Source organism: Microcystis sp. LEGE 00066 (assembly GCF_015207925.1).
Classification (GTDB): Bacteria; Cyanobacteriota; Cyanobacteriia; order Cyanobacteriales; family Microcystaceae; genus Microcystis; species Microcystis ichthyoblabe_A.
In genome coordinates this window covers 1-12,353 of record NZ_JADEVX010000131.1, presented here as the reverse complement: position 1 = coordinate 12,353, position 12,353 = coordinate 1, and the positions used below count along the sequence as shown (strand labels likewise).

The 12,353-nt window shown below is 41.0% G+C and carries 12 protein-coding genes; 10 read left to right on the top strand and 2 right to left on the bottom strand.

The genetic code is table 11. The features are described 5' to 3' along the window. The first annotated feature begins 199 nt into the window (after positions 1 to 199). The 8 genes from IQ224_RS16595 (at position 200) to IQ224_RS16560 (ending at position 7,879) form a co-directional block, all read left to right on the top strand. Positions 200 to 2,713: a tetratricopeptide repeat protein gene (locus IQ224_RS16595; protein WP_228036270.1), complete on the top strand. Its 2,514-nt coding sequence runs from the start codon at positions 200 to 202 to the stop codon at positions 2,711 to 2,713. Between the two features lie 36 nt (positions 2,714 to 2,749). After that, positions 2,750 to 2,962: a hypothetical protein gene (locus tag IQ224_RS16590; RefSeq protein WP_002740982.1), complete on the top strand. Its 213-nt coding sequence runs from the start codon at positions 2,750 to 2,752 to the stop codon at positions 2,960 to 2,962. Between the two features lie 353 nt (positions 2,963 to 3,315). Beyond that, a complete protein-coding gene (locus IQ224_RS16585; protein WP_002740985.1) occupies positions 3,316 to 3,534 on the top strand; it encodes a type II toxin-antitoxin system HicB family antitoxin in 219 nt (72 codons plus the stop codon). A gap of 421 nt (positions 3,535 to 3,955) precedes the next feature. Further along, positions 3,956 to 5,584 carry a hydroxylamine reductase gene (gene hcp / locus IQ224_RS16580; protein ID WP_194033236.1) on the top strand — a complete coding sequence of 543 codons (1,629 nt, stop codon included), beginning with the start codon at positions 3,956 to 3,958 and terminating at the stop codon, positions 5,582 to 5,584. 85 nt (positions 5,585 to 5,669) lie between these two features. Next, complete coding sequence (hoxU, locus tag IQ224_RS16575; protein WP_002734546.1) at positions 5,670 to 6,386, top strand: bidirectional hydrogenase complex protein HoxU; 717 nt, start codon at positions 5,670 to 5,672, stop codon at positions 6,384 to 6,386. A gap of 8 nt (positions 6,387 to 6,394) precedes the next feature. After that, positions 6,395 to 6,763, top strand: coding sequence for a hypothetical protein (locus IQ224_RS16570; protein WP_002740989.1), 369 nt, complete (start codon positions 6,395 to 6,397; stop codon positions 6,761 to 6,763). 29 nt (positions 6,764 to 6,792) lie between these two features. Continuing rightward, positions 6,793 to 7,254, top strand: coding sequence for a hypothetical protein (locus tag IQ224_RS16565; protein ID WP_002740991.1), 462 nt, complete (start codon positions 6,793 to 6,795; stop codon positions 7,252 to 7,254). Between the two features lie 76 nt (positions 7,255 to 7,330). Beyond that, a complete protein-coding gene (locus IQ224_RS16560; RefSeq protein WP_002740992.1) occupies positions 7,331 to 7,879 on the top strand; it encodes an oxidoreductase in 549 nt (182 codons plus the stop codon). Between the two features lie 157 nt (positions 7,880 to 8,036). Here IQ224_RS16560 and recG read toward each other — a convergent pair whose 3' ends face one another. Together recG and IQ224_RS16550 are read right to left on the bottom strand one after the other, a co-directional pair. Next, positions 8,037 to 10,505 (bottom strand): ATP-dependent DNA helicase RecG, encoded by a 2,469-nt coding sequence (recG, locus tag IQ224_RS16555; protein WP_002740995.1) that lies wholly within the window; start codon positions 10,503 to 10,505, stop codon positions 8,037 to 8,039. A gap of 178 nt (positions 10,506 to 10,683) precedes the next feature. Next, positions 10,684 to 11,583, bottom strand: a complete 900-nt coding sequence (locus IQ224_RS16550; protein WP_194033235.1) for a hypothetical protein — start codon at positions 11,581 to 11,583, stop codon at positions 10,684 to 10,686. 365 nt (positions 11,584 to 11,948) lie between these two features. On the opposite strand from IQ224_RS16550, the gene IQ224_RS24650 reads away from it, so the two are divergent. Next, positions 11,949 to 12,083 (top strand): transposase DNA-binding-containing protein, encoded by a 135-nt coding sequence (locus IQ224_RS24650; RefSeq protein WP_084989863.1) that lies wholly within the window; start codon positions 11,949 to 11,951, stop codon positions 12,081 to 12,083. 98 nt (positions 12,084 to 12,181) lie between these two features. Next, positions 12,182 to 12,353, top strand: a 172-nt coding sequence (locus IQ224_RS24645) for a transposase DNA-binding-containing protein (protein ID WP_305070308.1), incomplete at its 3' end; no start/stop codon positions are given.

The following is a 12,353-nucleotide window of genomic DNA, read 5'->3' as shown; positions in this document are numbered from 1 at the left end:
GGATCAAGGGGGGATCAAGGACAAAATCTATCTTCAATTTAATTAGAACCACTTACTTACAAGCAGCTAAAATTTGTCTTATCATGGCAAGGAGGAAGAATATTCTCGCCAGTGAAAAGAAGTCAAATTAATTTTCTACCAATCTTTAGACACACATTCCGCAATCTCAAATCGAAAATCTCAAATCTAAAATAGGCTTATGTGGAATTCTATAATACAATTCTATCAAACTAATAAAGACTGGATTGACAATCTCCTCTCTGGTGCATTAGTTACTGTTGTTCTGGCAATAATCGGTTTCATTTGGTGGTATCGACAGCAAAAACGACAAGTCCGAATCATTGAACCGTCCTTACCCTTTACCAAAATTGCCCCCAATAGCAATGTAATCCCGATTATCTACAAAAGGGATGAAAAGGATAAATCTCCTTTAGCGGATCATAATATTATTTACCAACACCGAATGGCTGACCGAAACTTTACTAACGAACTTGTGCAAAATCTGGAGCAAAATCGCTGGTTAATTATTGTCGGACCCACAGGAATCGGCAAAACTAGAGAAGCTGCTGAAGTAGCGCAACGTTTGAATCATGAAGGCTGGACGGTGTTAGTATTAAAATTAGGAGAATGGTTAGAGCGACCTGAAAATAAACAATTAGAGGCGATCGGAACAGATAGAAAATTACTATTTTTCCTCGACGATCTTAACTCATATATGCGCCGTAGTTTGCAAATTGACCAAAATCCCCAAGCAAAAGATAGTCCTCTTGCGGCGATTAATATTCCCTTACAAGAACGACTATTAAAAACTCTGGAAGCTTATGAAAACCATGGTACTCGTCCCGAAGAAGTGCGGGTGATTGCCACTGCGAGAGATGAAAAAGAACCCGAATCACCGGGACAACCGAGTGAATGGGATAAGTTACAGTGGGACAAATACCCAGAACTGTGGGAACGTTTTCAGTTGGTAAAATTGCCATCGCCGGAAGACGGTGCAATTGTCGAATTATTGCAGGATACTATCCCGCAAACCAACATTAAAGCCGAAACTGACTACAGCAGCATTGCTGCCTGTAATGATTCTACCTTTCGCAATGTGGTAGAAAATTTATTGCGCCTTGAAAACCGACAATTACCCCTCAATCCTGCCAACTATCAAGCTACTCTGCGAGGCAACTGGCAAAAACGTTATCAGGATGCAATTAAAAGGGATAATCTGGCGAAATATATCTATGCTGCGGTGGATTTATTGCGCCAGTGTAATATTTCCTTAGAACCGTTTATTGTTGAACCCACTGCCAGATTTATCGCCAAGGGAAATATGTGGCAACAACTCTGGTATCGCTGGCAAATCAAGCAAAGTTTAGCTGATTTAATTGCCAGAGAAAACATTTTAGAACCCCGCGACGGACAAATTGAAGCCAAGGGAAAGCAGGTAGAATTAAATGACTATTTGCGTCCTCTAAAACAGTTAATTTGGCAGTTATTTGAAGAAAAACCTCTTGAAATGTTGCCCTCTCTAGCAGGATTTACTCTTAAACTATATGAATTAAAGCGCTATCAAGATGCCTTAAAAGGGTTCAACCGTCTAGTTAGTTTCGCACCTCAATGGGAAGACGGTTGGTTTTATCGAGGCACTACTTTTGGTTATCTTGAACAATACCAAGAAGCGATCGCATCTTATGATCGAGCTTTAGAAATTAAACCCGATTACCATGAAGCTTGGTACAACCGAGGGATTGCGTTAGATGATTTAGGCAGATTAGAAGAAGCGATCGCATCCTACGATCGAGCTTTAGAAATTAAACCCGATAAGCATGAAGCTTGGTACAACCGAGGGTTTGCGTTAGGTAATTTAGGCAGATTTGAACAAGCGATCGCATCCTACGATCGAGCTTTAGAAATTAAACCCGATAAGCATGAAGCTTGGTACAACCGAGGGTTTGCGTTAGGTAATTTAGGCAGATTTGAACAAGCGATCGCATCCTACGATCGAGCTTTAGAAATTAAACCCGATGACCATGAAGCTTGGAACAACCGAGGGATTGCGTTAGGTAATTTAGGCAGATTTGAAGAAGCGATCGCATCCTACGATCGAGCTTTAGAAATTAAACCCGATTACCATGAAGCTTGGAACAACCGAGGGATTGCGTTAGGTAATTTAGGCAGATTTGAAGAAGCGATCGCATCCTATGATCGAGCTTTAGAAATTAAACCCGATTACCATGAAGCTTGGAACAACCGAGGGATTGCGTTAGATAATTTAGGCAGATTTGCAGAAGCGATCGCATCCTACGATCGAGCTTTAGAATTTAAACCCGATTTACATGAAGCTTGGTACAACCGAGGGATTGCGTTAGGTAATTTAGGCAGATTTGAACAAGCGATCGCATCCTACGATCGAGCTTTAGAAATTAAACCCGATTTACATGAAGCTTGGAACAACCGAGGGAGTGCGTTAGATGATTTAGGCAGATTTGAGGAAGCGATCGCCTCCTTCGATCGAGCTATTAAAATTAATTCAAATGATGCTGATGCTTACTACAATAAAGCTTGCTGTTATGGCTTACAAAATAATGTGGAATTAGCTATCGAAAACTTACAACGCGCTATCAATCTTGATGTCAAATATCAGGATATGGCGAAAACGGATAAAGATTTTGAGCAGATTCGGGGAGATGAGCGGTTTCAGAGTTTCCTAAATCGAGTATAATAATGTATATTTGTATTTTAGCTAAGGAGATATTCTATGACTAATACCTACACAGCTATAATTCAGCCAGACGGAGATTGGTGGATTGGTTGGATAGAAGAAATTCCGGGAGTTAACTGTCAAGAAGCATCTCATGACCAGTTATTAGAAAGCCTAAAAATTACTCTTAGCGAAGCATTAGAATTGAATAAACAGGAAGCAATTGCCGCTACTAGGGGAAACTACCAAGAAGAGAAAATTGTTGTATGAAACGCAAACAGTTTATCGATCACGTCCTGTAGGGGCGAAGCATTCGGACAATAACCTATCGGTGAAACCGTAGATTTTCTATCTGAATGCTTCGCCCGTACTTTTTCAGCAAGTCCTAGCCATTCTTGGTGGTTTAACCCCCAATTAAATAAAAGATCTGCGATTCCAAGACATACGGAAATTAGGGATATTCTCGCTAATAAAATCTGCAAAGATATCGGAATACCACTAATCAAATAAATCGTTCATCAGTCTTGATGTCAAATATCAGGATCTGGCAAAAACAGATAAAGATTTTGATCAGATTCGGGGAGATGATCGGTTAAGTTAAGTAAATAAAAAAAGAGATAACTATGCTCAATCAATATACTGCTAAATATACAAAAATTTCCTCTGGTTACATGGGACAACTGATAGAATGGCCAGAAGTGATTACCGAAGGAGCAACCTTAGAAGAATGTCGAGAAATGCTCAAAGATGCTCTCTTGGAAATGATTTTAGCCTATCAACAACAAAACCAACCGATTCCTCTAGAAGAATGCTTGTTAGAATCAATTTATCTAAGTATTTAATACTAAATCTGGTTATCAAAGACTGATTATTTATTCTCCCCTTTGCCTCTTGCATGAGTCCCTCTCTTGATATGTAGCCTATACCAAGGTATTTAGTATAATTGACCGCCTAAAAATCGAAAATTTCGCTTATTATATCATAAAAATCACCAAAAATACTTAATTTAAATAAGACAACTAAATAATTGTTTAATCAGTAATTCTTGAGGAAATCTAAAATCAGAACTCAACCGGCAAAAAGAGTGAGAGAATAAAAACATAGTTCAGAGACGAGAGGCTGTCAAGACAAGCTTTCCAGTGGTAAAATCCATAATTCTTGCTGGGTGAAGGCTAATAAATAACTTGCAAAAAAGCGGGATTCAATTTAGTAGAACAAATCGCGACAATCTGTCAATCTACTGAAAAAAAAGAGAGAAAACTTATGTTTTGTGAACAATGCGAACAAACCGCTAGTGGTAATGGTTGTCATCAGTGGGGAGCCTGTGGAAAAAGTCCCGAAGTCAACGCCGTTCAAGACTTATTAGTTTATTGTCTGCGGGGATTAGCATCGGTGGTTTTAAAAGCTAAAGAAGCGGCGATATCTACTCGCGAAGCTGATATTTTTACCTGTGAGGCGCTTTTCGCCACCATGACCAATGTTAACTTTGATCAACGGCGTTTTACTGATTATATTCAGCGTTGTTTAGAGATTCGGGAAAATTTAAAAGCACAATTGGGATCCCTTGACTGGTCTGCACTTGCCAACTATCAGCCTAATTTTAATGAGAGCCTAGTTAGCCAAGGTCAAGAAGTATCCTTAGAACTAATTGAAAAAGTGCAAGACCTCGATATTTTTTCCCTAAAGTTAACTGCTATCTACGGAGTTAAAGGTCTGGCTTCCTATACTTTCCACGCTCAGGAATTAGGTCAAGAGGATGACTCAGTTTATCAGGTTATCCAAGAGACTTTAGCGGCAATTGATCGGGGGGATTTAAACCTCAATGATTGGGTGGCAATCTGTCTAAAAGTCGGGGCGGCAAACCTGCGGGCCATGGAATTATTAGATCAAGGTCATACCGAAACCTACGGTCATCCCATACCGACAAATGTTCCCTTAAATCCGCGTCTAGGTAAAGCCATTTTAGTCTCTGGCCATGATATTAAACAATTGGCAGCTTTACTGGCACAAACTGCCAATACTGGGATAACAGTCTATACCCACGGAGAATTATTACCTGCCCACGGTTATCCAAAACTAAAAGAAAAATATCCCCATCTCTACGGTCATTATGGCACCGCCTGGCAAAATCAAACTAAAGAATTTGCTAAGTTTCCGGGGGCAATAGTTTTAACTACTAATTGTCTCATGCCCCCCCACGAAAACTATGAAAGTAAACTTTTTACCCTCGGACCTGTGGGTTATGCCCATATTAACCGCATAGAAACAGTGGACGGTGCGATCGATTTTAGTCGCGTGATTGCTAAAGCGCAGTCATTGCCCGGATTTACTGAAATAAGCGAACCTCGGCAGGTAATGGTAGGATTTGCCCACAATACCGTTCTTAGTGTCGCTGATACGGTGGTTAATGCCCTTAAACAGGGTAAAATCCGTCACTTCTTCCTAGTTGGCGGCTGCGATGGCGCAAAACCTGATCGCAATTACTACACCGAATTTGTGGAACAAGTTCCCGAAGATTGCATCGTTTTAACCCTTGCCTGTGGAAAATTCCGCTTTTTTGACAAACAATTAGGTAGCATCGAAGGATTACCCCGGCTAATGGACGTAGGACAATGTAACGATGCCTATAGTGCCATCAAAATCGCCCTAGGATTAGCCAACGCTTTTAACGTTAGCGTCAATGAGATTCCCCTCTCCCTAATTATCTCTTGGTACGAACAAAAAGCGATCGCTGTACTGCTCACCCTGCTACATCTAGGGATGCAAAATATCCGTCTGGGACCAACTTTACCGGCATTTATCTCCCCCAACGTCCTGAAATTCCTCGCCGATACCTATCACCTGCAGCCAATTACTACCCCCGCAAAAGACTTAGCCGCTTGTCTAGGTTAAAACTTTCTGTAAAAATCCCACCCTTGGCCACAAATTGTGGCCTATGGGAAGGAGAGGGATATTATCCTCAAGGAGAATAATTTTTATGTCCGTAATCACTTTAAGCATTGATGGTAAAGATGTAGCGATCGAAGCAGGTTCGCGAGTTCTCGCAGCCGCTAGTCAGGTAGGAATAAAAATTCCCGCCCTCTGTCATCTCGATGGGGTTTCCGAAGTGGCTGCCTGTCGCTTATGTTTGGTAGAAATTGAAGGTATTAATAAATTATTACCTGCCTGTGTAACGGAAGTGGCGGAAGGAATGGTGGTTCATACCGATACCCCAAAACTGAAAGAATATCGCCGCATGACAGTGGAATTATTATTCGCTGAAGGTAATCACGTTTGTGCGGTTTGTGTGGCTAATGGTAACTGTGAATTGCAAGATTTAGCCATCGAAGTGGGTATGGATCATAGTCGTTTTCCCTACCGTTTTCCCAAGCGAGAAGTGGATATTTCTCATCATCTTTTTGGTATCGATCATAATCGTTGTGTTCTCTGTACCCGTTGTGTGCGAGTCTGTGATGAAATTGAAGGGGCGCACGTTTGGGATCTGGCCTATCGCGGCGAAAAAGATAAAATTATTGCGGGAATGGATCAGCCTTGGGGCAGCGTTTCTGCCTGTACTTCCTGCGGCAAATGTGTTGCCGCTTGTCCAACCGGGGCAATATTCCGCAAGGGTTCCGCCGTTTCTGAAAAAGAGGAGGATCGATCGAAGTTGGAATTTTTAGTTAATGCTAGGACTGAACACCAATGGACGCGTTAAACTAATCGATGGAGGGTGATAGTGATCGATGGACGCATTTAGATATCTACGAGCAGAAATTAACCGCCAAGGTAAGGGAGGACTATGATCAGATTATGGGTAATAATCAAGATATCCTAGGGATTGCTGCCCAATACGAAATCTCGGAAATCGATATCCGACGCGCCAAGGATTACGCTTTTGGATCGGGAGTGTCTCGATATCAATTTTTTCCCGAAGGTTTAATGGTAGCAGCTTGGCGAAGACTCGCTGGCGCTCAAGGGAATAATCTTGATCGGATGTTTCTCAATCATGAAATCTATGAATCTGACTTAGTGATTAATCGAGGTTTTTCGCAGCAACAAGCGCATTTACTGGCACAAAAACAATATCCTTAGTCCGATTCAATTCAGCAAACAAGATAATTATGACCACATCACCCGAATCGCAATTTCTGCAAGCTCTAGAAATGTGTCAGTCTCTCTCCAATTTGACGGCGCAATTTTCTAGTATTCCTTGTCGGATAATTGAAATTTTGTCTGATGTCAGTCAAGAGCCTAGGGTTTTGTATTCGCTCTTAATTAAATATTCTAGAGAGGTGGATTCCGCTTTAGTTGCCCTAGATATTTATGCCAAAAGTGCTGATAATTGGCGAGTAAAAGATCGAGATAAAACCTGTTCTCTTGGTTTTGGAGTAAAAGACCATTGCACGATTTTAAGCTGTTTGCTCAATTTCGGCAAATGTCCTTTTTCTTTTATTTCCTATACGGGAAATTTTGCATCGGATGCGATTATTTTTGAGCTACTTAAAGACTGGAAAAATCTAGATTTAGCTCCTTTCTTTGAGGAAAAAATGCAAGAGTTTATCCTGGAGGCAAAAATAGCTTAAAAGAGAATTTCTTTGTGTTTGATCCTTTTGACGAAATTGTAACTCAGCCAACAATACCAACCAAGGAATTAAAATTATGAGTAAAATTCGCTTCGCTACTGTCTGGTTAGCCGGTTGTTCGGGATGCCATATGTCCTTCCTCGATTTGGACGAATGGCTGTTAGAATTAGCCGAAAAAGTTGACGTGGTGTATAGTCCCGTCGGCTGCGATCTGAAAACCTATCCGGAAAATGTCGATGTCTGTTTAGTGGAAGGAGCGATCGCTAATCAGGATAATTTAGAACTAATTCATCTAGTCCGTCAAAATACCAAAACCGTTGTTTCTTTTGGTGATTGCGCTGTAACTGCTAATGTTCCCGCTATGCGGAATATGTTAGGAACTGCCGATCCCGTGCTAAAAAGGGCTTATTTAGAGTTAGGAGATAACACACCTCAACTACCAGAAGAACCCGGTATCGTTCCCGAATTATTAGATCAAGTGCTGCCGGTCCATCAAGTCATTCCCATCGATATTTTTATGCCGGGATGTCCCCCCGATGCGGACAGAATTCGCGAGACATTGATTCCGATTTTAAAAGGGGAATTACCCGTGATGGCAGGACGAGAAATGATTAAATTTGGTTAATTGAATCAGTTATCAGTTATCAGGAGACAGGAGACAGGAGACAGGAGACAGGAGACAGGAGACAGGAGACAGGAGACAGCTTTGACGTATTCTCCCCATTTGCTTCTCCCCTCTCCCCTCTCACCAATTCATAATTCATAATTCATAATTCCCTAAATCAAGTTAAAATATCCGCTCCTAACATCCGTTGATATTTAGCTTCTAAAGCTTGTTTCAAATTGGGCAAAGTGATTAAATGGGGATCATCTAACATAATTTTTTCGGCGGCATCTCTTGCCAAAACTAACACCTCTTGATCCTCGACTAAACTAGCGAGAGCAAAATCTGGTAAACCCGATTGTCGTTGTCCTAAAACTTCCCCTGGACCGCGAAATCGCATATCCATTTCCGAGATAAAAAAGCCGTCTTGGGATTGTTCCAAAACCGTCAATCTTTGACGGGAATTAGCACTATTACTGCCACTTAAAAGTAAACAATAGGATTGATGGGAACCTCTGCCGACGCGCCCCCGTAATTGATGCAATTGTGAAAGGCCAAAACGTTCGGCATTTTCAATTAACATCACCGTGGCATTGGGAACATCCACCCCCACTTCAATAACCGTAGTTGAGACAATAATTTGTAGAATATTATCGCGAAAAGCTGTTAAGATTTCCTCTTTTTCGGCGGAACTCATGCGACCATGGAGTAAACCGATATTAAAATTGGGAAAAATCTTTTCTGATAAATTTTGATATTCTTCCACCGCAGCCCTCACATCTAATTTTTCCGATTCTTCAATCAAGGGAAAAATCACATAAGCTTGTCTGCCTTGGGCAATTTCACGGCGAATTAAATCATAGGCAGCCCTTCTTTGATTCCCATTTAAAGCGGTGGTTTGAATCGGTTGTCTGCCGGGGGGTAATTCGTCAATTTGACTCACATCTAAATCCCCATGTAGGGTTAAAGCTAAAGTACGGGGAATCGGTGTTGCTGTCATGGTTAAAACGTGGGGAGACTCTCCTTTGCTTAATAATCTTGCCCTTTGTTGTACCCCAAAGCGATGCTGTTCATCAATAACAACTAACCCCAATTTGCGGAAATTAACTGCATCTTGAATTAGGGCATGAGTTCCCACTAAAAGTGGTAATTCTCCTGTCTCTAATTGGGCGTGAATTTCTCGCCGTTTAGCAGTTTTTGTGGAACCAGTTAATAATTCTACGGGTAAATGTAAGAGATTAAACCAGCTAACTAACTTACGATAATGTTGTTCTGCTAAAACTTCCGTGGGAGCCATTAATGCTGCTTGATAACCGGATTGTAGAGCCGCTAAAATGGCATAAACTCCGACAATTGTTTTGCCAGAACCCACATCCCCCTGCACAAGACGATTCATCGGGGTGCTAGAATCTAAATCCTCTAAAATTTCCTCAATAACTCGTTTTTGAGCATTGGTTAATTGAAAGGGAATTATCTGATTAAATTGATCAATTAGTTGACCCTTAGCACTAAAAATAGCACTTTTCTGTGTCTGACGATACTGTTGCCGCCGCCGCAGAAAACCCAATTGTAAAAAGAAGAATTCATCAAAGACTAATCGCCGTCGCGCTTGACTGAGAATATCGGAATTATTGGGAAAATGAATGTTAGTAATTGCTGTTTTTAAATCGATTAATCCGTATTGTTTTTTTAGACCGAAAGGTAGGGGGTCTTTTATCGCCTCTACTGCCCCAAAAGCGGTGACTACAGCCTTTCTAATTAGGTCGGCGGGTACTCCATCGGTGAGGGGATAAACCGGCAGGATACGACCGATTTTTAAGGACTCAATACTTCCCCCAGAACTGTCTAATAATTCAAATTCAGGATTTTCTAAAGTTAACCCATATTTTCCCGCTTTAACTAAACCACTAACCGCCACCACCGAACCGACGGGATAGAGTTTTTTTTGTCCTTCTTGCCAAGCACGATTATTGTAGCGAGTTCCCGCATAAAAACGGTTTAATTTTATCTGTCCAGTACGATCCTGTAAGAGCAATTCAAAGATAGCTAACTTGGTATTTTTGGGGCTATTAAAACAATTACAGCGCTTGACATTCCCCACTAAAGTTACCGTTTCCCCCTCGGTTAAATTAGCGATATTAACTTGACGACTGTAATCCACATGATCCCGGGGATAATAATATAATAAATCTTCAACTTTGTGGAGGTTTAATCTTTCTAAAAGACTGGCTTTTCTCTCTCCCACTTCCGCTAGATATTTCAAGGGTTGTTCCAGGGTGACTTGCCGTGGAGAATTAGCCTTTGCCGTGATGGGAGTGGTATTAATAATTTTCGCCGCAGCTGGTTCTTTTGGGGTGGGGGTTGCTTCTAAAGTTTGCCGTAATTGTTGCAAAAAATTGCGAGTTTCGGCGACTAATTGTTGTCTTTGTCTGGGATTAAATTGGGAATATTGGGCAAATTTTTGGGCTAATTCTCGCCAGCGATTTCTCTCACTGGTGGCAATTCCCACGGGAGGATTATCCCCGAAACTAAGACACAAAAACTCGCTAAAACGGTACTGATTTCCCTGAAGATCGGGATAACCTTTTTCCGCTTCTACAGATAAGGCTTTTTGTAATCTCACCCAGTCGGGTATTTCCCCTTTCATAATTGCCTCTTGATTCCAAATTTCCCAGTATTATGTTTCCCTAATAAGCTAAGACACATTTTAACCGCCTATCCTTAGATTGGCTAAATCTCCCCAAATCCCTTTACTATTGCCTCTTGCCTCATCTCAACAAGCAATTTAAATTCTTAATAGCTTACCTCTGTTTAATTATAACTGATTAATCATACCAACTACTGCGCCACGCCGCTTCCGCTTGAGCAATAGTATATTCTTTGCGAATACGATGATATTGTTCCCCTAGACGATTTAATTGTTCCCAAAGGGAGTGAATTTGATTTCTTTCGACACTTAAACGCGCATCGGCAAATTCAAGTTCAGCCATTCGTAGATGAATCGCCGTTACTTTAGTGACTTTGCCACTTGAAAAATCATGATCATCCCCATCCCCATCATCTTCATCTTCATCTTTTTCTTCCTCTGGTTCAGGGGTTTTAGCTTCCACTAGAATGTTTAACATATTATTTCCTCCACCTAGGGATTGTCCCTCTTCTCCCGCTTGAATTGCCATATCGATAATTTGACTGGGTAGATAAGGGGGAAGAATATAAGCTTTTTGTAGTTGCTGATTAATTTGTTTAGAGAGATGATTGAGAATCTCGATACAGTTTTTTTCCAGCACTCGACAACAATAAAGTAAGATATCGGGGTTATTAATCTCTCCAGTTGCGGCTATATTTTCCGGTTTGTTTAGAAAAAGTTTTAAGAAATCTGGGGTATTTTTCGTCTCTGCTGGACTTTTAGAGAATCCTCCCCCTGAAAATGTCCCTCGATCGAAGCTCTGCTCGCCCAATTGCTGTAAACTGGCTTTAGCCTCTTGTCCTAGAGCTTTGATCTCCTCTTGTAGTTTCTGACGATTGCTGTGGGAGAGAGCCAGAAATTCCCCCCCATAGTAACGGGTACAGATATAATACACTGCTCCGATCGCCTGTTTATAGAGAGATTCACCGAGTAAATCAAGATAAATTCGGTATTTTTCCCGCATTCTTTCGGCTAAATTTGCCACTTCCGTTTCTATGTTCTTTAAATCTTGTTGTAGCTTGTTCAGTCTTCCAGTCATAGAAATTTTACCGAGGGAGAAGTTAGCGATCGGCGAATTCTATTATAGCGACTCATTGTCAGCTATAGCACCCTGACCAGGGGGAGATGCTCAGACTTGATCGATTGTCAGTTATTTGGCTCTTCTCGACTTTGTGTGATAATTTTTGCTTATGAAATCGTGAAATGTTTACTGGGAAAGACTTTTAGGACTATTTTGTTAAATAAACTATCAGTATAGACCTCGTTTCCACACAGAAACCAGAAGAGCCGTTATTTTAGCGATTAAGTAAGTAGTTATAATTAAATTGAAGATAGATTTTGCCCTATCCATTAGTCAGATCTTTCTTAACAAAAAGAGAAGAAACTTAAAAAAAGGGGAAACGATTGATAGGTATAGTTTTGAAAGAAGGAATTAAGGTGGAGGTAAGCAAAAAAATGGAGAAATGGGCAGCCCAAGAATTACAATATGCAGACCTAGGGGACACCAGAAGAAAGAAAAGGCAGCAATTCTCATTTTAAGGTTTCATGACATTAAAACCCTTGCACCTAGAGGGGTTAATAATTCTTAACGAATCTCTAGATCGCTGAAACAACGCAAAATCGTTTCAAAATGAGAATTGCTGAAGAAAAGGTTAATCAGTATCGTAGAAAACTTGGCCAGTCAACCTAGTACAAGTGTGCCACAAGCTTCGGGAAATCTAGCCGCAGCGAGTGCCACCTACGACTTTTGGAATTCCCCCTATTTTCACCCCTCAGATATAATTGCCGCCCAAGCTAAAAGTACAGTAG

Excerpts from the sequence above, each read along its gene's own strand:
- IQ224_RS16595 (WP_228036270.1), top strand. The coding sequence starts at position 200 with ATGTGGAATTCTATAATACAATTCTATCAAACTAATAAAGACTGGATT.
- IQ224_RS16590 (WP_002740982.1), top strand. The coding sequence starts at position 2,750 with ATGACTAATACCTACACAGCTATAATTCAGCCAGACGGAGATTGGTGG.
- IQ224_RS16585 (WP_002740985.1), top strand. The coding sequence starts at position 3,316 with ATGCTCAATCAATATACTGCTAAATATACAAAAATTTCCTCTGGTTAC.
- hcp (WP_194033236.1), top strand. The coding sequence starts at position 3,956 with ATGTTTTGTGAACAATGCGAACAAACCGCTAGTGGTAATGGTTGTCAT.
- hoxU (WP_002734546.1), top strand. The coding sequence starts at position 5,670 with ATGTCCGTAATCACTTTAAGCATTGATGGTAAAGATGTAGCGATCGAA.
- IQ224_RS16570 (WP_002740989.1), top strand. The coding sequence starts at position 6,395 with ATGGAGGGTGATAGTGATCGATGGACGCATTTAGATATCTACGAGCAG.
- IQ224_RS16565 (WP_002740991.1), top strand. The coding sequence starts at position 6,793 with ATGACCACATCACCCGAATCGCAATTTCTGCAAGCTCTAGAAATGTGT.
- IQ224_RS16560 (WP_002740992.1), top strand. The coding sequence starts at position 7,331 with ATGAGTAAAATTCGCTTCGCTACTGTCTGGTTAGCCGGTTGTTCGGGA.
- recG (WP_002740995.1), bottom strand. The coding sequence starts at position 10,505 with ATGAAAGGGGAAATACCCGACTGGGTGAGATTACAAAAAGCCTTATCT.
- IQ224_RS16550 (WP_194033235.1), bottom strand. The coding sequence starts at position 11,583 with ATGACTGGAAGACTGAACAAGCTACAACAAGATTTAAAGAACATAGAA.